The sequence below is a fragment of the Streptomyces sp. CB02366 genome, from assembly GCF_001905905.1.
GTDB lineage: Bacteria > Actinomycetota > Actinomycetes > Streptomycetales > Streptomycetaceae > Streptomyces.
In genome coordinates this window covers 506,089-524,860 of the sequence record NZ_LIVT01000002.1, presented here as the reverse complement: position 1 = coordinate 524,860, position 18,772 = coordinate 506,089, and the positions used below count along the sequence as shown (strand labels likewise).

Genomic DNA, 18,772 nt, shown 5'->3' with positions numbered 1-18,772 from the left:
CGGCGGCTTTCCGGTTGCGGGACGCCCTTTCGACGTCCGCTCCCGGGCGGGGCCCCCGCCGCACGGTGCGAACAACCGGAACGTCACGCTCTGCTGCGTCAACTGTACGGATCGGCAGACCCCTTGAGGGTGTCGATCCTCAGACAGATTGTCCGACACCGCACGCGATCGCAAGGGTGAAATGGGTGATACGAGGGCTCTGGATGCGTTTTGCCCCCGACCCGTGGAGAGGATGTGACGAAGTGGAGACCTCCGTTCCCCGCACGGTCCGTCATCGAGGCGTGGCGGAACGGAGTCGGGTGGGTGGCTCTGTGTGCGCGACCGCGGGATGTCGGCGGAACGTGCGCGGGAAATGGCCGAAGCCCCCTCACTGAAAGTGAGGGGGCTTCGACTGTGCGTGCGCCGTCAGGGACTCGAACCCCGGACCCGCTGATTAAGAGTCAGCTGCTCTAACCAACTGAGCTAACGGCGCCTGCTGACCTGGAGAACTCTACCGGACGCCCAGGAGTGCTCCGAACCATTTACCGCTCGCCACGCCCCGTCAGATAGTCGTTTTTTCCCTTTGTTCCGTCAAAATGCGATATGTCGGACGAGTTGAGATGCTGACGCCCGTTGCGGCTGCGCCCGAAAAATCTTGACGAATGACGAATGACGAGTGCGGAGGGGAATCGCATGACTGTGCCGGTGTTCGAGGAATACGAACCCGCCATCGACTGCGCGTGTGCGGGGTGTGCCGTACGGCGGCGCTCCGCCGCGCGGGCCCTGCCGCCGCGGCGCGGCGGCCACCCCGCCGCGCACGGCGCGCGGCGGGCCCTCGTGCTGGCCACGGCCGCGGGGGTGGTGCTCTCCTGCGGGGCCGCGGGGGCGGCCGCCGCCGGCCGCCCCGGCCACGCGCCGCACGCCGACGGGGGAGCCGATCCCGAGCCGGCCACTCCGCAGGGGGAGAAGGGGCCGCTGCGGGGCTCCGGCGCCTCGGGCCCGCCCTCCGCCGACGCGGCGGTACGCACGACGACCCGGGCCGAGATCATCGACCGGGCCCAGCGATGGGTGGCCGCGAAGGTCCCGTACAGCATGGAGAAGTACTGGTCGGACGGGTACCGCCAGGACTGCTCGGGCTATGTGTCGATGGCCTGGAACCTCGGCGCCAACGAGTGGACCGGCAGCCTCGCCGCCTACGGCACCCGGATCGCCCGCGCCGATCTGGAGCCCGGGGACATCCTCCTCTTCCACAACCCCGCCGACCCCTCCCAGGGCTCGCACGTCACGATCTTCGGCGGCTGGACCGGCTCCGCGCGCACGCACTACATCGCCTACGAGCAGGCGCGCCCGCGGACGCGGAAGCAGTCCACGCCCATGGCGTACTGGAACAACTCCGACCGCTACGTGGCCTACCGCTACAAGGGCGTCACGGGGGGTTCGCCCGGCTCCGGGTCCTCCACCGGCTTCCCCGGGGCCGGACGGTTCGGCCCCGGCGCCGCCAACGAGGACGTCACCCGGCTCGGGCGGATGCTGGTCGAGCGGGGCGGCAAGCGGTTCTACGCGGTCGGCCCCGGGCCGGTGTGGAGCGAGGCCGACCGGCGGGCGACCCAGGCGTTCCAGCGGGCGCAGGGCTGGCGGGGCGAGGAGGCGGACGGCCTTCCGGGCCCGCACACCTGGCGTCTGCTGACCGCCGGCGGTGGCCGGGACATTCCGGCCACCGGGGCCGACGGCAGCCCGAATACGGCCGTGGCGTTCCCCGGACGCGGCTATTTCAAGCCGGGTCAGTCCAACAGCCATGTCGACCGGCTCGGCGAACAGTTGGTGAAGAAGGGATACGGCAAGCACTACGTGTCGGGCCCCGACCCGCGCTGGACCGAGGCGGACCGCCGCAACGTCGAGGCGTTCCAGCGGGCCCAGGGCTGGCGCGGCGGTGCGGCCGACGGATACCCGGGGCCGGAGACCTGGCGCCGGCTCTTCGCGTGACGGATGCGACGGAAAGGAATCGGGTACCGGTGACCTCCAACGACGACCAGTCCCCCCGGACCAGCCCCACCCCCAACCCCGCCCCCCACTCCCTGGACGACCGGCTTCCGCCGTCGCTCTTCGCCCCGCCGGGCGAGGGGAGCCCGCCGCCGCTGTTCGGCGGGGCGGCCCCGGAGCCCGCGCCGCCCACCAGCGGCGGCGCGAGGCCGGAGGCGCCGCCACCGGTGGGCGGCGGCGCGGACAAGGGCAAGGGCGTCCCCCCTCCGCTGTTCCGGCCGGTCGCCGACCCCGCGCCTGCGCCGGTCGGGGGGCGTCCGGCCCCCTCGCTCCGCCCCGAGGGCCCGGGCGCCCCGCCGGGCGACGGCACGGCCGCGCCCGCGCCGCCCCGGGCCGCCGCCCCTGCCCCCTCGGCGCCCGGTCCGTACCTCGGGCCGCCCCCGGACCGGAGCGCGGACCGGCCGCCGCCCGTCCCCGCCACGCCCCCCGCCGCCGCTCCCGCCCCGGACGGCTCCGGCCCCGGGCGGCCCCCCGCCGAGCGTGCCGCCCCTGGCCGCCCCGCCCCCTCGCGTGCCGTGCCGCTGGACGGGAACCTGCACCTCAAGCCCGTCCGGCGGGCGCGGACGGAGCCGTCGGCGGAGTGGACGCCGCTCCCGTCGTACGGGGCCGGGCCCGGCGGCGCGGAGCCGGACGGAGGAAAGGCGGGGGGCCGGACCCCGGAGGCCGCGACGTCCAGGAGCGCGGATCGTGCCCCCCGGCACGCGCCGGGGCGGGGGCCCGTCGACGACCCCGGGCCCGACACCGAGCTGGACCTCGTCCTGGACCTGGCCCCCGGCGACCGGGCCGCCTCCGCCACGTTCTCCGTACCCGTCCCCGGGCCCGCCCCCGCCGCCACCACGACGGCGGCCACCGGGGCCGCCCCCACGGCGACCACCGGGGCTGCCACCACGGCGGCCACCGGGGCCGCCACCACGGCGACCGGCGCCGGGGCCGCCACCACGGCGACCGGCGCCGGGACCGCCACCACGGCGACCGGCGCCGGGACCGCCACCACGACGGTCACCACCGGGGCTGCCACGACGGCGAACGCCGCCCCTCCCGTTCGCCGCCACTCCCTCATCGCCAACGAGACCACCGCCTCCATCCCCGTCCACCTCCTCTTCCGCGACGACCGGGAGCCCGTCCAGGCGGCGGCGCTGCCCGCGGGGGTCCTCCGCCGGCCCGTCGAGGACCGTGCGCCCGCCGCCCGGCGACCGCCCCTGCCGCGCTCGCCGCGGACCCGGGTGCGGCCGTCGACCCGCCCGGCCCCGGAAGCCGACCCCCGCCTCGTCGAACGGCCCGGCCCCGCGCTCTCCGGCTCCGCCGCCCTCCTCGCCGGCGCCGCCGCGATCGCCGGCGGGCTGGCCGTCCTGGGGTGGCGGGGCGTGCTGCCCGCCGCCTGGCAGACGGCGGTCGGGCTCACCCCCCGCCCCGACCTCGGCGTCGGGGCGGGCGAGGGGGCCCTGCTCGCCCTCCTCGCCGCCGTGGCCCTCCTCGCGCTGGGCGGCCTCGGCCGGGGTCGGGTCGGGTACGCGTGGGTGCTGACGCTGTTCGGCGACTACCGGGGCAGCGTGCGGCGCACCGGTCTCGTCTGGGTCTCCCCCCTGCTGCTGCGCCGCCGCGTCGACGTACGGCTGCGGCACTGGCGGAGCGAACCGCTGCCCGCCGTCGACGCGACCGGCACCGCGCTGCGCGTCGTCGTCCTGGTGGTGTGGCGGATCAAGGACACGGTCCGGGCCGCCCTCGGCATCGAGGACCACGAGGCGTACCTGAGCGCCCAGGTCGAGGCCGCGCTGGCGCGGGTCCTCTCGCAGCTGCCCGCCGACGCGTTCCACGAGGACGCCCCCAGCCTGCGCGACGCGGAGGCGGTCGGCGACGCGCTGACCCGGCTGCTGAAGGCGGACTGCGAACCCGTGGGGGTGGAGGTGTACTCGGCGCAGCCGACCGGCATCGAGTACGCCCCCGAGGTGGCCGCCGCGATGCAGCGGCGGCGGATCGCCGCCATCGACTCCAAGCACCGGGACAGCGTGCTGACCTCGGTGGTGGACGCGGTGGACGACACGGTCAACCGGCTGACCACGCGCGGCATCGTCGAGCTGGACGACTACGAGCGCAAGGCGCTCGTGAAGGACCTGACGGTCGCCTTCTACACCGGGCGCAGCGGAGGGGGCGACGGGGCCTGAACGGCCCCGGGGAGGTTCGAGAGGTGCTCCGGAGCCCCCGGGGCCGGTCCGACGACCGCCTCGGGGGCTCTCTGCGGAATACGACGCTCATTGGTCTGGACATGTTCATGTGCCGTCAATAATCTAGGACTTGGTCTAGACCGCAGTACCCCGCATGCACAGCACCCCGTACCAAGCGCGCAGCAGTCGAGCAATGCTCATGGAACCTCCCCCACGTTCTAGAGGAGCGACAGCCCATGCGGAAAAAGGCAAGCGCGGCCGTGATCGGCCTCGCGATAGCGGGCGTCTCGGTGCTCGCGACCACCAGCGCCAGCAGCCACGGTTACACGGACTCCCCGATCAGCCGCCAGAAGCTCTGTGCCAACGGCACGGTGACCGGCTGCGGCAACATCCAGTGGGAGCCGCAGAGCGTCGAGGGGCCCAAGGGCTTCCCGGCGGCAGGACCGGCGGACGGCAAGATCTGTTCCGGTGGCAACGGGCAGTTCGCCCAGCTCGACGACCCGCGTGGCGGCAACTGGCCCGCCACCCAGGTCACCGGCGGGCAGGGCTACAGCTTCCGCTGGCAGTTCACCGCCCGCCACGCCACCAGCGACTTCCGCTACTACATCACCAAGGACGGCTGGGACTCCACCAAGCCGCTCACCCGGGCCGCGCTCGAATCGCAGCCGTTCATGACGGTGCCCTACGGCAACCGGCAGCCGCCGTCCACCCTGACCCACCAGGGCACGATCCCCACCCAGAAGAGCGGCAAGCACGTCATTCTCGCCGTCTGGAACGTCGCGGACACCACCAACGCGTTCTACGCCTGCTCCGACGTCAAGTTCTGATTCCGGAGCCAGGCGCTCCTCCGGTCGTCGCGCGACGACCACGGGTGACCACCGGCCCGCCCTGAAGCACGGCCCCACCGTGCTCCTTCATCGCCGGACGGTCGAGGGGGAAAGCACAGTGGGCGGTCTCCGTGAAGGAGACCGCCCACTGGGTGTCGTGCGCCGTCAGGGACTCGAACCCCGGACCCGCTGATTAAGAGTCAGCTGCTCTAACCAACTGAGCTAACGGCGCCTGCTGACTCGAAAATAATACCTGGTCCCCGGGGGTGCTGATGACACCCGCCTCCGAGGGCCCCTCCGGCACGCCTCCCCGCCCTTCGGACGAAAGGGCCTACCTCTCTCCTGCGGGCCCCCGCCCGCTCACCGCGTCCGGGATCAACGGCCCGATCCAGGCGGCGAACGGCTCCCACAGCTCGTCGGCGGCCGACCGGACGATCACGTTGGGGTCCTCCGCGGCCTCCAGGCCGAAGCGGTCGCGCAGCCATGCCCGGAACGCCGGGTTCGCCGGACACGGGTCGTACGCGTCCCCGTCCCCGTCCGCCTCCTCGCGCTCGTCGGCGTAGTGCACACCGCCCCAGCCGCCCATCGGCGTCCAGCCCGAGGCGAGGACGCGCAGCAGCTCGGGCAGGTCGCGGGCGACGACGTGGACGCCGCCCTCGGAGGCGAGGAAGAGCACCGGCAGCGTGGCGAGGTCCTCCCGTCCGTCCCGCAGCCAGACCGCGTACGTCGAGCCGGAGCCGGTGGCCTGCGCGAAGGGCCGGATGCGGTCGGAGAGCTGCGGATAGCCGCCGTCGTCCTCGCCGAAGGGGATCAGCTCGAACTCGGGTGCGAAGTATTCGTGGGCACCGTCCTCGAACTCCTTGAGGAGGTTCAGCGCGGCGATCGGTGCGTACATGGCGGCGAGGTTACCGCCGGTGCTCCACCGGGCCCGGCCGCTACAGCGCGAGCGACAGCAGCACCGGCGCCGCCCGCCGGCTCAGCGTCTCGGCCGCCGCCCGCAGCCGGTGCACGTCCGCGACCGGCAGCGACAGGGCGAGGCACCCCGCCGAGGAGCCGGCCGTCAGCGGCACGGCCGCGCAGACCGTGCCCACCGCGTACTCCTGGAGGTCCAGCACCGGGACCGTGGCCGCCTGGGCGTCGAGCTGGGCGAAGAGGACCTTCTCGTCGGTGATCGTCCGGGAGGTGAGCCGGACCGTCCGGTGCCGGGAGACGTGGTCCCGCCGCCCGTCGTGGTCGAGCTGGGCCAGCAGGCACTTCCCGGCGGCGCTGGCGTGCGCGGAGGAGCGGAAGTCCACCCATTCGTTGACCGCCGGGGTGAGCGGCCCGTCCGCCACCTGGACCACGCTGACCTCGCCGTCGACGTAGCGGCTGAGGTAGACCGCCGCGCCGATGGAGTCGCGCAGCTCGGCCAGGGCGTTCTGGAGGCGGCCCTCCAGGGCCTGGCGGCGGGCGGCCCCGGAACCGAGCAGCAGCAGCGAGGCGCCGACGACGTACGCGCCGTCCCCGACCTGCTCCACGTAGCCCTCACGGCGCAGGGTGAGGAGCAGCGGGGCGAGCCGGCCGGTCGGCAGCCCGGTCTCGCGGGAGATCTGGGCGCCGGTCACGCCCTCGCCGTGCCGGGAGACCGCCTCCAGCACGCGCAGGGCGTACTGCACCGAGTGGAACGGCGCGGTCGGCTCGGGCTTCAACGCCACGGTGTCCCCCTACCAGGTTGTGACCGCAAGCTTCCGGCCCACGATAGTCCCCGGAACCCGTCGGCGGGGCGCCCGTCGGCGAGGGGACGGGCGCGCCCCGGACTCACCAGCTGGGGCGCGCCCGTCCGGCATATGCCACTGTCATGGGTGCGGGGTCAACGGCGAGGTCACAGCACCGCGTTGAGGAAGGCGCGCGTACGTTCGTGGGACGGATCGGAGAAGATTTTCTCCGGCGGCCCGGACTCCACGACCCGCCCCGCGTCGAACATCAGGACCTTCTCCGAGACGTCCCGGGCGAAGTTCATCTCGTGGGTCACGCAGAGCATGGTGATGTCGGTGGTGCGGACGATGTCCCCCAGCAGCTCCAGCACGCCCGCCACCAGCTCCGGGTCGAGCGCCGACGTCACCTCGTCCAGCAGCAGGATCTCCGGTTCCATGGCGAGCGCGCGGGCGATGGCGACCCGCTGCTGCTGCCCGCCGGAGAGCTGCGAGGGGTGGGCGTCGACCTTGGCGGAGAGCCCCACCAGCTCCAGCAGCTCCCGCGCCCGGACCTCGGCCTCCTCCCGGCTCCTGCCGAGCACGCTGACCGGCGCCTCGGTGATGTTCTGGACCACCGTCATGTTCGGGAAGAGGTTGAACTGCTGGAAGACCATCCCGATCTTCTTCCGGGACGCGCGCAGCTGCTTCTCGCCCGCCGGCTTGAGCGAACCGTCCGGGGCGCGGACGTGGGACAGCGGGGAGCCGTCGACCCAGATCACGCCGCCGCTGACCTTCTCCAGCGTCATCAGCAGCCGCAGGATCGTGGTCTTGCCCGAGCCGCTGGGCCCGATCAGGGTGACGTGCTCGCCCCGGCCCACGGTGAAGTCCAGCTCGTCCAGGACCACATGGTCGCCGTAGCGCTTGACCACCTTGTCGAACCGCACCAGCGGCTCACCCGTGCGCGCCGCGACCGGGGGGGCGTCCACGGGAGCGGCGGCCGGCCCCGGCGACTCCGTCTTCTTCAGGGGGAGGGGTTCAGTGGCCAAGGCGCTTCTCCAGCTTTCTCATCAGCAGCGACGTGGGGTAGCTCGCGACCAGGAAGACCAGGCCCGCGAGGGTGAACACCTCGGTGTACGCGAAGTGGTCGGCCCCGTACTTCCGGGCTTCGAAGACCATCTCCTGCACCGTGATCACGGCGAGGAACGGGGTCTCCTTGAACATCGAGATCGCGTAGTTCCCGAGCGCGGGCAGCACGTTGCGCACCGCCTGCGGCAGGATCACGGCCTGCCAGGTCCGCCGGGGCGACAGCGACAGCGCGCGGCACGCCTCCCACTGGCCCTTCGGCACGCCGTCGATCCCCGCCCGGTAGACCTCGGAGGTGTACGCGGCGTAGTGGACCCCCAGCACGGCGATGCCGGTGTACAGCGGCTCCACCGTGTTGAACAGGGCCGCCGCTCCCACCAGTTGCACCAGCAGCGGGGTGGAGCGGACGAACTCCGTGACGACGCGCACCGGGACCGTGACGAACCTGCTGGGCGCGCGGCCGGCCATCGCGACGACCAGCCCCAGCACGGCGGCCACCAGGGTGCCGAGCACCGTGGCGAGCAGGGTGACCTCGAACCCCTCCAGGAGGAGGGGCAGCGACTCCCCGACGGCGTTCCAGTCGAAGCCGTTCACCGGGTACCTCCCACGGCGGTCGTGGACGCGCTGCGGCTCTTGAACAGGCTCTTCGCGCCGGTGTCCAGGCCGAGCCGCCGCTTGGCGCTCCGCTCCAGCAGATTCATCAGCATCGTCAGGGCGTACGCCAGCACGAAGTAGGCGGCCAGCAGGGTCAGATAGGCGGTCAGGGTCTCACCGGTGCGGTCGCGCAGCTGCTGGACCACCGTCATCAGATCGGCGGCCGAGATCAGCCACAGCAGCGGGGTCGCCTTCAGCAGCTGGATCAGCAGGTTGGTGAAGCTCGGGATCATCTGCACCCAGGCCTGCGGCAGGATCACCTTCCACAACCGCCTGGCCGGACTGAGGTTGAGCGCGACGGCGGCCTCGTACTGCCCGCGCGGTACCGAGTTGACCGCGCCCCGCACCACTTCGGCCCCGTACGCGCCGAAGTTGAGGCCGAACGCCACCACCCCGCAGACGACGGGGGTCAGTTCGTAGCCGGTCAGCAACGGCATCGCGTAGTAGAGCCAGAACAGCTGGATGTAGAGGGAGGTGCCCCGGAAGAACTCCACGACCACCCGGGAGGCCCCCCGGACCAGCAGCAGCCCGCTGCCCGCCGCCAGCCCGAGCGCGAAGGCCAGCGCCCCGGCCAGCAGCGCGCCCAGGACCGTGGCCTGGAGGGTCACCCACAGGCCGGAGCGGACGCGGGGGAACTCCTCGACGAGGAGGGAGAGGAAATCACTCATGCGCGCGCCCGCCCCGTCAGCCCTTGCACAGATCAGCCGTCTTCAGGTCGGCGGGCGGGATCTCCGTCTCCCCGAACCCGTACGGCTCCAGCAGCTGCACATAGCGCGAACGGTCGGAGACGATCTTCTTCAACTCGCGGTTGAAGGAGTCCCGCAGGTCCTCGTTGCCCTTGCGGAACACCGCGCCGCCGGGAGAGAACTGCTCCTTGCCGTCCAGCTTCGGCACGAACGCCTCGGTGACCTCGGTGTCCGGATTGGTCTTCGCCAGCCAGCGCAGCGAGATGCCGGTGAGGAGGAAGGCGTCGATCCGGCCGCCCTTGACGGCGTCGGCCCCGTCCTGCGGCTTCTGCAGCGTCTTGATCCTCTCCTCGGGTATGCCCGCGCCCTTGGCGTAACTCCCCTCGACCGCACCGGACATGACGCCCACGGTGATCCCCGCCTCCTTCGCGGAAGCCAGGTCGGTGACCTTCTTCGGGTTGCCCTTCCTCACCATCAGGGCGGTCGGCGAGATGAACTCCGGTTCGGAGAAGATCGCGTTGCCGCAGCGCTCCGGGGTGATCGCCATGCCCGCGCTCACCACGTCGTACTTCCCGGCCTGGAGTCCGGGGATCAGCCCGTCCCACTCGGAGAGCGTGGGCTTCAGCTCGTCCACCCCCAGGGCCTTGAAGATCTCCCGGTGCAGCGTCGGGGCCTCGCCCTTCAACTCCTCGCCCTCCAGGTACCCGTACGGGGCCTCGTTGGCGTACGCCACCCGGACGAAGCCCTGCTTGCGGAGCTTGTCCAGGGCGCCCTCGCCCGTCGCGGAGCCGGAATCGGTCTTGCTGCACGCGGTGAGCAGGCCGGGAACGACGAGGAGGCCGCCCACGGCCGCCGTTCCGTTGAGGAAGCCCCGGCGGGACAGGTTCGGGAATTCAGCCATGGTTCGCAGTCTCCTGGAGGTCGAACAGTCCGGACAGGGTGAGCGCCTGCCCGATCCCGTACGTCTCAGCAGGAACCCGGGGGCATGTAACCCAACAGTGGCCGGAAGGTGACCTTCCCGTGCCCGGAGCGCGGGGCGGGCGACCGGGGATGCGCGGTCCGTGTTCCCCCGGCACGCCCGTTCATGACTCCGCATCAGCCACTTCTGTGATCAGCTGGCGCCATGGTTGCGATATGGGCAAGCGTCGTGGCGGTCGGGGGCACGCTCCTGGGGGCCGTGGTCACGCATCTCTTCCAGCGGCTGGCCGCCGCGCGCACCGAACGGTTCGCGCGCTCGGAGGCGCTGCGGCAGGAACGCACCGCCGCCTACAGCGCGTTCGCCGCGGCGGCGGAGGAGTACCGGCACGGGCAGGCGGGCCGCTGGTACCGCAGGGGGCAGGGGGGGCGGAGCGGAGGCGTTCGTCGAGGCGCGCGACGAGGCCCACCGGCTGCGGACCGCCGCCCGGCAGACGCTCTACCGGGTCAAACTCCTCACCGACGACCCGGAGGCGGTCCGCGCCGCCGAGCTGGCGTACGAGCGCGTCCGGGACATCTCGACCGCCCGGGACCAGGAGGGGCACGACGCGCTGCACGTCGGGGCGGGGGAGGCGATCGAGGCGTTCATCACCCGCGCCGCGCCGCTCACCCGCTGACCGGCGGGGCGCCCGGACCGTCCGGCGGGGCGATCGGGCCGCCCGGCGGGGGAGGGGGGAGGGCCAGGGGGCTGCCGGAGCCCCCGGAGAGGTCGGGGGAGGGGACGTAGCCGCGTTCCTTGTCGACCGCGTCCGGCAACGGCTCGCCCCGCTCCCACCGTTCGTACAGGGCGACGAACCGCTCGCTCAGCCGGTCGCGCCACCCCGCCGCGTCCCCGCTCGGGCGCGGCGCGACCAGCAGCCCCGGCACGTCCCACCACGGGTCCTCGCCGCCCGGCGGTTCGTCCTCGGACACGTCGAGCGCCGCGCCCGCGAACCAGCGGCGCTCCAGCGCGTCCGCCAGATCGGCCCGCACCACGCACGCCGCGCGCCCCACGTGGACGAAGTGCGCCGAGGGCTGGAGCAGACCGAAGAAACGGCGGTCGAACATCCCGCGTGTCCCCCCGGTCAGCGGGACGGCCCCGACCACCCAGTCCGCCCGCGCCGCCAGCGGGTCCAGGTCCGCCACCCCGTGGACGGTGCGCCGGGCGGTCCGCCCCACCAGGGCGACGGTCACCCCCAGCCCGTGGAGCAGGCGGGTGATCTCCCGGCCGACGGGACCGGCGCCGACCACCACCGCTCGCGTCCCGGCGACCTGACGGCCCCTGCGGGGGCGGCTGTTGCGCTGCCGCTGGAGCTCCAGAGCGCCGGGGAGGTCCTGGGCGAAGGCGAGCACCAGCCCCGCCACCTGCTCCGCGACCGCGCGCTCGAAGACGCCCCGCGCGTTGGTCAGCACGGTGTCGGAGGCGACCAGCTCCGGGCAGAGCACCCGCTCCACGTCCACACCGGCCGTGTGCACCCAGCGCGGCCGGTGCCCCGGCCCCGGCCAGGCCGCCCGTACCGCGTCCGACCCGGCGTCCCACACCAGCAGCGCGTCGGCGTCCGGGAGCAGCCCGGCGAGCGTGCGGGCGTCCGCGTACCGCACCTCTGCCCGGCCGGTCAGCCGGCCGAGCCGCGGGGACGGGTCGGCGTCGAGGACGAGCAGCACGGGTTGCGGCATCGGCGGGCGGCCCTCCGCGGCGGAACGGACGTGGTGGACGGGCGGGAGGCGCGTACGGGCGTGGCGGACGCACCGGCGTGACGACCGCCCACGCTTCCAGCAGCCCGCCCCGGCGTCAACGAGGCCCGGCCGCGAGCACCGGCCGCGAGCCCCGGGGGCGCGGGGAACGGCCGCGCACACCGGGGCCGGCCGCGCGCCCCGGCGGGCTCGCGGGGGAATACTGGGAACAGGTCGGGGCACGCGTGACCGGTCGCGCGGTCATGGCCGCCGGACCGACCGGAGGGCCGCGCCGCGAGCCCGCGAGGGGCCGCCCGCCGCGCGGCGAGCCGCCGACGCACAGGAAGGGTGGACATGACGACCGTAGGACTTCTCTACCCGGGCCACGCAGCCGAGGACGACTTCCCGCGGACCGAGATCCTGCTCGACACCGACATCCGGCTGCCCCTCTTCTCCACCGGGGCCGGCGAGGACGCCTACCGCCCCGACGCCCTACGCGCGCAGGGCGAGGCCGCCCGGCTCGCCGAAGGCGTCGAGGAACTGCGGCTCGCCGGGGCCGAGGCGCTGGTGTGGGCCTCCAGCGGCGGCAGCTTCGGGCAGGGCTGGGAGGGTGCCCACGAGCAGATCGCCACGCTCGCCCGGACGGCCGGCCTGCCCGCCTCCAGCACCTCCGTCGGCTTCGTCCACGCGGTGCGGGAGGTGGGGGCCTCCCGGGTCGCCGTCGCCGCGCCCTACCCGCAGGACGTCACCGGCCTCTTCGCCGCGTTCCTGGCGTCGGCGGGCGTCGAGGTGGTGGCGACCGCGTCCGGCGGGGCCGGTTCGGCCGCCGAGGCCGGTTCCTGGGGCCCGGACGCGGTGAAGCGGCTGGTGCGGGAGGCGGACCACCCGGACGCGGAGGTGGTGCTGGTGCCCGACACCGCCCTGCACACCGCCGCGTACGTCCCCGAGCTGGAAGAGCTGATCGGCAAGCCCGTCCTCACGGCCAACCAGGTCACGGTCTGGGAGGGGCTGCGCCTCACCGACCGCCGGACCTGGGCTCCCGTGCTCGGCACCCTGTTCGCCACCCGCGAGCCGGTGCTGCGGCAGCTGGAGCCGAAGGGCATCGAGGTACGCGAGTAGCCGCAGGGCCAGGGCCCCGGGGCGGGCGCGCAGCAGCCGCCCGGGCGCCTCCCGCCTGCCCCGGCCCGCCTCCCGCCCGGCCGCGGGAATAAAACGGAGCCGCCCTCCTGTTGTATCGCTCCGATACGCAGACGTACGACAGCAGCACCGGGAGAGCCGACACGTGGACGACATCCGAGGCGACCAGACCAGCGGCGAGGCGAACGGAGGCGCGGCCGGCCTCGACGGCATCCGGGGCGCCGCGGCCGGCACGGCCGCCGTCCCGCTGTCCGTCCTCGACCTGGTCACCGTGGGGCAGGGCCGCACCGCGACCCAGGCCCTGCGCACCAGCGTGGACCTCGCCGAGCTCACCGAGAGCCGCGGCTACCACCGCTTCTGGGTGGCCGAGCACCACTCCATGCCCGGGGTCGCCTCGTCCTCCCCGGCCGTGATCCTGGCGCACATCGCCGCCCGCACCGAGCGCATCCGGCTCGGCTCCGGCGGGGTGATGCTGCCCAACCACGCGCCCCTCGTGATCGCCGAGCAGTTCGGCACCCTGGAGGCGATGGCCCCGGGCCGGATCGACCTCGGCCTCGGCCGCGCCCCCGGGACGGACGGGGCGACGGCGGCGGCCCTGCGGCGCAGCGACCGGCTCAACGAGGGGGCGGACGACTTCCCGCAGCAGCTCATGGAGCTGATCCGCTTCCTGGACGACGATTTCCCCGACGGGCACCCGTACAGCCGCATCCACGCCGTGCCGGGCCCGGTCCAGGCGACCTCCCCCGGCGGTGTGCAGTCCGCGCACCGGCCGCCGGTCTGGCTGCTGGGCTCCTCCGGCTTCAGCGCCCGGCTGGCCGGAACGCTCGGGCTGCCGTTCGCCTTCGCGCACCACTTCTCGGCACAGAACACCGTCCCCGCGCTCGACCTGTACCGCGAGTCCTTCCGGCCCTCCGCCGTGCTGGACGCCCCCTACGCCCTCATCGGCGTCTCGGCGCTGGCCGCCGACGACGAACGCGAGGCCCGCCGGCAGGTGCTGACCGGGGCGCTGTCCATGGTCCGGCTGCGCACCGGCCGCCCGGGGCTGATCCCGAGCCCCGAGGAGGCGGCGGCGTACGACTTCTCCCCGATGGAGCGGGAGTTCGTCGACGGCTGGCTCGCCAACGTCGTCCACGGCACCGCCGAAGCGGTCCGGGGTGGCCTGGACGACCTGGTCAAGCGCACCGGTGCGGACGAACTGATGATCACCGCCAACGCGCACGGCGGGGACGCGCGGCTGCGCAGCTACGAGCTGATCGCGGACGCGTACGGCCTGCCGGCCGCCTCGTAGGCGCTCTCGCGGGGCACGGCGCCGGGCGGTCCCCCGGCCGACCGGCAGTCCTCCGGCGGACCGGTCAGCCCTCCAGCGGCCGGGATCCGATCAGGCCGGCGATCTGCTCCGGCGCCACGGCCCGCGAGTACAGCCAGCCCTGCCCGGTGTCGCAGCCGATCCGCCGCAGCCGCTCCGCCTGCCCGGCCGTCTCCACGCACTCCGCGGTGACGGTCAGGCCCAGGCGGTGGGCGAGCTGCACCATGGCCTCCACGATCGTTTCGTCGGCCGGGCTGGGATGCGCGCCGTCCTCGTACCGGAAGCCCTTCACGAACGCCCCGTCCAGCTTCAGTACGGAGACGGGCAGGCGGCTGAGGTAGGCGAGGTTGGAGTACCCCGTCCCGAAGTCGTCGATGGCGATCCGCACGCCCATGTCGCTCAGCGCCTGGAGCGCCCGCAGCGGACGGCCGCCCGACCCCATCACCGCCGACTCCGTCAGCTCCAGCTGGAGCAGCCCGGGGGAGAGCCCCGTCTCGGTCAGGATCTCCGCCACGTCCGCCACCAGGTCGGAGTCCCAGACCTGGCGTACGGCGACGTTGACGCTGATGAACAGGGGCGGCTCGTCCGGGTGGTCGAGTTGCCAGCGCCGCGCCTGGCGGCACGCCGTGCGCAGGATCCACCGGCCGAGCTGCACGATCGACCCGTCCTCCTCGGCGATCTGGACGAACCGATTCGGCGGCAGCACGCCGAACTGCGGGTGGTTCCAGCGCACCAGGGCCTCGACCCCGCGCAGCACCCCGTCCGCCATCCCGACCAGCGGCTGGTACTCCAGCGTGAACTCGCCCCGCTCCACGGCGGGCCGGAGCGTCGAGGAGAGGGACTGCCGGGTCATGCGGTGGGCGTTGCGCTCGGGGTCGAACAGGGTCCAGCGGGCCCTTCCGTCCGCCTTCGCCCAGTACAGCGTGGTGTCGGCGGCCTGCATCAGACCGGTGGGCGAGGTGCCCGCCGCGACCCGTTCGACCACCCCGATCGACGCGGAGACCGAGAGCCGCTGCCCGGCCAGGTCGAACGGCTGTTGGAGCGCGGCGAGGACGGACCGGGCCAGGTCGGTCAGCTCCTCGGTGCCGGCGGAGTCCTCGACCAGGACCGCGAACTCGTCGCCGCCCAGGCGGGCCACCAGCCGGTTGCCCCCGGCGTTGCGGGAGGCGTCGTTCTCCGCGCAGTCGGTGAGCCGCGCGGCGACGGCGGCCAGCAGCCGGTCCCCGGTCCGGTGGCCCAGGGTGTCGTTGATCGCCTTGAAACCGTCCAGGTCCAGATAGCAGAGCCCGATCCGGGCCTGCCGGCGGGCCGGCATCGAGTCGTCCTGGTACGGCGGGGTCTCCAGCACCGTGGCGAGGCGCTCGAAGAACAACGTCCGGTTGGGCAGCCGGGTCACCGGGTCGTGCATCTGGAGGTGGCGCAGCCGTTCCTGGAGCTCGCGCCGGTCGCTGACGTCGGCGACCGTCAGCAGGACCCGGGCGGGCTCGGTGGCCGAGGCCCCGGTCATCGGCACGACGGTGATCTCGGCCCACAGGAACCGGCCGTCCGGGTGTTTGAGGCGGCGGGCGCAGCGGAACCGGGAACGGCGGCCCAGCAGGACCTCGCGGTAGGCGTGCCAGGTGCGCTCGTCGGAGGCGAGGTCGAGCAGTTCGCTCGCCTGCCGTCCGGTCAGGACCGCCGCGGGCGCGCCCAGCAGCCCGCCCAGGGCGTCGTTGGCCCGGACGACGTGGCCCCGGCCGTCGATGACGCCCATGGGGAGCGCGGCGGCGTTGAACGCGGCCCGATGGTCGCGCAGCTCGGACGCGGCGGAGCATTCCCCGGAGCCGGGCGCCCCGGCCGGGTCCGGTCCGCTCGCGGCGGCGGGGCCGGGGGGTCCGGCGTCCGGGTGCGGTGCGGCGGGGGGCGGAGGGCCCGCCGTCGCCGCATGACGCTCCGTGACCGGTGCGGGGGGCACGCCGGAGGCCGTGCCTGCCGGGGCGCTCGGCCCTTCGGAGGTTCCGCTCACCGCTCGCTCCCGCTGTCAAGATCGTCGTGAACTGGTGGGGTCGGACAGGCCACCGTGTGGCGGTCCCGTGAAGGGCCCGTTCCACGCGGGAAAGCGTGGTGAAGCATAGAGGGTGGCGCGTCGGCCGTTCCAGCTCACCGTCCGGTCCGGGCCACCGCGAAGACCCCCCGAGGGGCGTAATCCAGCCTTCCGGTTTGCCCGAGCCTGGTCATTTCTGTGCGGATCTGTTGTATGAGCGACCTGGGTCGATCATTGGTGACGTTCCGTGAAGGCGTGGGGGGTGCTTTCGTTCGCTGACCCGTGTGGGGCAGCACAACAAGGCGTGGCGTGGCGAAGCGGCGCAGGGTGGACGGGATGGACCGTGTTCCCCACCCGGAGGTCGATGTGCCGTCCCGTCGCGGACCCGAGTGGGCGGAACGGCCGCCCCTGCGCAGTCTGGCCGCCGCCGCCGTCTCCCTCCTGGCGCTCGCCGCCATGTCCCTGGTCGCGGGCCCCGCCGTGGCCGCCGCGGGGGGCGCCGCGTCCTGCGCCCTGCCCCGGACGGCGGCGCACCACTCGCTCGGCCTGGACACCTGGAACACGGCCTACCCGCAACCCGCCGAGGGCCTCGACGCGGTGATGGTCTTCCTGTCCTTCCCGGACTCCGCGCCCGGGGTCGACCCCGAGGTGCTCGCCGCCGACCACTTCCCGGCCACCACCCGCTTCTTCGAACGCGCCAGCTACGGCCGGTTCACCCTGCGCCCGCATCTGCGGCGGACCTGGACGCCGATGCCGCGCGACTCCACCTGGTACGGCATAGAGCGCGACTGGAACGCCGAGCGGCGCTCCGCCTACCTCCGCGACGCCATCGCCGCCGCCGACGAGGACGTGGACTTCTCCCGGTACGACGTCGTCTACCTGGTGGCCGACCCGGACGCCCCCGGCGTCGACTCCGACGCCACCAAGGTCGTCAACTTCGACCGGCCCCTGCGCGCCGACGGCAGCGACATCCGGCGGGTCGTCACGGTCTTCGAACAGCACCCGCCCGACCGCAACGTCCTCGCCCACGAGACCGGGCACGTCTTCGACCTGGCGGACCTCTACCACCGGCCCGCCGACGGCAAGGGCGACTGGGACACCCACGTCGGCGATTGGGACGTCATGGGCAGCCAGTTCGGGCTCGCCCCCGACCTGTTCGGCTGGCACAAGTGGAAGCTCGGCTGGCTCGGCGGGCGCCAGGTCGTCTGCGTCCGGGGAACGGCCGACCTCACCCTGGAACCGGTCGCGGCGGCCCCGCCGCCCGGCGGCTCGCTCGGAACCCGGCTCGCCGTCGTCCGCACCGGCTCGGGCAGCGCACTGGCCGTCGAGGCCCGCAGCGCCACCGGGAACGACCGGACCACCTGCGCCGAGGGCATCCTAATCTACCGCGTCCGCAGCGAGACGGCTTCCGGCGGCGGGCCCGTCGAGGTGATCGACGCCCACCCGCGGACCGGGGCCTGCTGGGGCCGCTCGGTCTACCCGCCGCTGGCCGACGCGCCGCTCGGGGTGGGGGAGACCTTCACCGTCCCGGGCGAGGACACCCGTATCGAAGTCGCGGACCGTACGCCGTCCGGATCCTGGACCGTCCGGATCACCACCGGCGTCTGAGCACGCGCCGCCTGCCGCGCACGCCCCGCAGGACGTTCCCGCAGGACACGAAGAAGCCCCCCGCTTCCGCGAGGGGCTTCTTCCGTCGGTGCGCCGTCAGGGACTCGAACCCCGGACCCGCTGATTAAGAGTCAGCTGCTCTAACCAACTGAGCTAACGGCGCCTGCTGACGTCGTAGACATTAGCACCCTGATCCGCCCGAGGAAAAATCGTCTCGGCTCCGGCCCGGGGGAGCGGGGACCTGCTCACCCGTACGCACGCCCAGAGCAGCACGTCGGGGCCCGGCAACCACGGGGCGCGGGTGTCGGGGGCGACCAGCCAGCGCGGCCCGCCGTCCGAGGACGCGCAGGTCAGCGGCGGTACGGTCACGGCGTCACCGGTGCCGTGGCAGAGCAGGGGCGGCATCGCGCCGCACCGCTCCCCGGCCTCGTCCGCGCCCTCGGGGCCGCCGGGCCCCCACTCCTCCCAGGAGAGCAGCGAGGGCAGCCGCTGGGCCGTCCCGGGGGCGGCGAACAGCAGCATGCGGCCCCGGTGCGTGGCGACCGGTCCGGAGCCGGGCCCCTCGGCCCAGAGCCGTTCCAGCATCCGCCGTCCGAACAGGGCCGGCACGTTCACGACGTCGAAGGCGGAACCGCAGGGGAGCACCCCGGGCGCGGTCGGCCGCTCCTCCCACTGGGCGAGCGTGCTGCGCGGGTAGGGGGTGGCCCCGGCCAGCCAGGCGGCGCCGGCCGCCGTGACCTGCGCGGCCTGGGAACCGGACTGGTCCCGCAGCAGGGCGAAGAGGCCGACGCCGTGGTGCGGGGCGGCACCGGTGTGCAGGGTCGTTTCGTCTTTCAGCCATGCGCTCATGGAGCAAGGTCTACCAAGAGTGACGGGCCGGATTCCGAGAGTTGCCGGAAAACGGGACAGGGCGGCGGGGGGAGGGGTATCTTGCCCGCCGGAATATGCCACCGGCCCTGACCTCCG

The 18,772-nt window shown here is 73.8% G+C and carries 16 protein-coding genes and 3 tRNA genes; 7 read left to right on the top strand and 12 right to left on the bottom strand.

Annotated elements, in window-relative coordinates:
* Positions 1-398: 398 nt before the first annotated feature.
* Positions 399-472, bottom strand: a tRNA-Lys gene (locus AMK24_RS07790).
* A gap of 200 nt (positions 473-672) precedes the next feature.
* On the opposite strand from AMK24_RS07790, the gene AMK24_RS07785 reads away from it, so the two are divergent.
* The 3 genes from AMK24_RS07785 (at position 673) to AMK24_RS07775 (ending at position 5,008) form a co-directional block, all read left to right on the top strand.
* Positions 673-1,962: a peptidoglycan-binding protein gene (locus AMK24_RS07785; protein ID WP_073766373.1), complete on the top strand. Its 1,290-nt coding sequence runs from the start codon at positions 673-675 to the stop codon at positions 1,960-1,962.
* Between the two features lie 29 nt (positions 1,963-1,991).
* On the top strand, positions 1,992-4,181 hold the full coding sequence (locus AMK24_RS07780) for an SPFH domain-containing protein (protein WP_242435029.1): 2,190 nt from the start codon (positions 1,992-1,994) through the stop codon (positions 4,179-4,181).
* Between the two features lie 236 nt (positions 4,182-4,417).
* Positions 4,418-5,008 carry a lytic polysaccharide monooxygenase auxiliary activity family 9 protein gene (locus AMK24_RS07775; protein ID WP_073766369.1) on the top strand — a complete coding sequence of 197 codons (591 nt, stop codon included), beginning with the start codon at positions 4,418-4,420 and terminating at the stop codon, positions 5,006-5,008.
* Positions 5,009-5,166: 158 nt separating this feature from the next.
* On the opposite strand, the gene AMK24_RS07770 is transcribed toward AMK24_RS07775, so the two are convergent.
* The 7 genes from AMK24_RS07770 to ehuB form a co-directional block, all read right to left on the bottom strand.
* Positions 5,167-5,240, bottom strand: a tRNA-Lys gene (locus AMK24_RS07770).
* Positions 5,241-5,339: 99 nt separating this feature from the next.
* Positions 5,340-5,903 carry a hypothetical protein gene (locus AMK24_RS07765; protein ID WP_073766367.1) on the bottom strand — a complete coding sequence of 188 codons (564 nt, stop codon included), beginning with the start codon at positions 5,901-5,903 and terminating at the stop codon, positions 5,340-5,342.
* 40 nt (positions 5,904-5,943) lie between these two features.
* On the bottom strand, positions 5,944-6,702 hold the full coding sequence (locus tag AMK24_RS07760; protein ID WP_073766366.1) for an IclR family transcriptional regulator: 759 nt from the start codon (positions 6,700-6,702) through the stop codon (positions 5,944-5,946).
* Between the two features lie 167 nt (positions 6,703-6,869).
* A complete protein-coding gene (ehuA, locus tag AMK24_RS07755; protein ID WP_073766365.1) occupies positions 6,870-7,727 on the bottom strand; it encodes an ectoine/hydroxyectoine ABC transporter ATP-binding protein EhuA in 858 nt (285 codons plus the stop codon).
* Positions 7,717-8,358 carry an ectoine/hydroxyectoine ABC transporter permease subunit EhuD gene (gene ehuD, locus AMK24_RS07750; RefSeq protein WP_073766364.1) on the bottom strand — a complete coding sequence of 214 codons (642 nt, stop codon included), beginning with the start codon at positions 8,356-8,358 and terminating at the stop codon, positions 7,717-7,719. The genes ehuA and ehuD overlap by 11 nt, the downstream gene beginning before the upstream one ends.
* Entirely contained in the window at positions 8,355-9,086 is a 732-nt protein-coding gene (gene ehuC, locus AMK24_RS07745) for an ectoine/hydroxyectoine ABC transporter permease subunit EhuC (protein ID WP_073766363.1), read from the bottom strand. The genes ehuD and ehuC overlap by 4 nt, the downstream gene beginning before the upstream one ends.
* A 16-nt stretch (positions 9,087-9,102) precedes the next feature.
* Positions 9,103-10,005, bottom strand: coding sequence for an ectoine/hydroxyectoine ABC transporter substrate-binding protein EhuB (ehuB, locus tag AMK24_RS07740; protein ID WP_073766362.1), 903 nt, complete (start codon positions 10,003-10,005; stop codon positions 9,103-9,105).
* A 226-nt stretch (positions 10,006-10,231) separates the two neighbouring features.
* On the opposite strand from ehuB, the gene AMK24_RS07735 reads away from it, so the two are divergent.
* Positions 10,232-10,696 carry a hypothetical protein gene (locus AMK24_RS07735; protein ID WP_338012684.1) on the top strand — a complete coding sequence of 155 codons (465 nt, stop codon included), beginning with the start codon at positions 10,232-10,234 and terminating at the stop codon, positions 10,694-10,696.
* On the opposite strand, the gene AMK24_RS07730 is transcribed toward AMK24_RS07735, so the two are convergent.
* A complete protein-coding gene (locus AMK24_RS07730) occupies positions 10,686-11,735 on the bottom strand; it encodes a D-2-hydroxyacid dehydrogenase (protein WP_073766361.1) in 1,050 nt (349 codons plus the stop codon). The genes AMK24_RS07735 and AMK24_RS07730 overlap by 11 nt on opposite strands.
* 351 nt (positions 11,736-12,086) lie before the next feature.
* On the opposite strand from AMK24_RS07730, the gene AMK24_RS07725 reads away from it, so the two are divergent.
* Both AMK24_RS07725 and AMK24_RS07720 read left to right on the top strand, forming a co-directional pair.
* The gene (locus tag AMK24_RS07725; protein ID WP_073766360.1) at positions 12,087-12,851 is read left to right on the top strand and encodes a maleate cis-trans isomerase family protein; all 765 of its coding nucleotides are present in this window, start codon (positions 12,087-12,089) and stop codon (positions 12,849-12,851) included.
* 163 nt (positions 12,852-13,014) lie between these two features.
* The gene (locus AMK24_RS07720; RefSeq protein ID WP_073766359.1) at positions 13,015-14,157 is read left to right on the top strand and encodes an LLM class flavin-dependent oxidoreductase; all 1,143 of its coding nucleotides are present in this window, start codon (positions 13,015-13,017) and stop codon (positions 14,155-14,157) included.
* A 64-nt stretch (positions 14,158-14,221) separates the two neighbouring features.
* Here the strand turns inward: AMK24_RS07720 and AMK24_RS07715 are convergent, their stop codons facing one another.
* Entirely contained in the window at positions 14,222-16,180 is a 1,959-nt protein-coding gene (locus tag AMK24_RS07715) for a putative bifunctional diguanylate cyclase/phosphodiesterase (RefSeq protein ID WP_073766358.1), read from the bottom strand.
* Between the two features lie 354 nt (positions 16,181-16,534).
* Here AMK24_RS07715 and AMK24_RS07710 point away from each other — a divergent pair, with 354 nt between their 5' ends.
* A complete protein-coding gene (locus AMK24_RS07710; protein WP_107427358.1) occupies positions 16,535-17,806 on the top strand; it encodes a M6 family metalloprotease domain-containing protein in 1,272 nt (423 codons plus the stop codon).
* An 89-nt stretch (positions 17,807-17,895) separates the two neighbouring features.
* Here AMK24_RS07710 and AMK24_RS07705 read toward each other — a convergent pair.
* A tRNA-Lys gene (locus AMK24_RS07705) sits at positions 17,896-17,969 on the bottom strand.
* Positions 17,960-18,655 (bottom strand): bifunctional DNA primase/polymerase, encoded by a 696-nt coding sequence (locus AMK24_RS07700; protein WP_073766357.1) that lies wholly within the window; start codon positions 18,653-18,655, stop codon positions 17,960-17,962. The genes AMK24_RS07705 and AMK24_RS07700 overlap by 10 nt, the downstream gene beginning before the upstream one ends.
* Positions 18,656-18,772 lie beyond the last annotated feature (117 nt).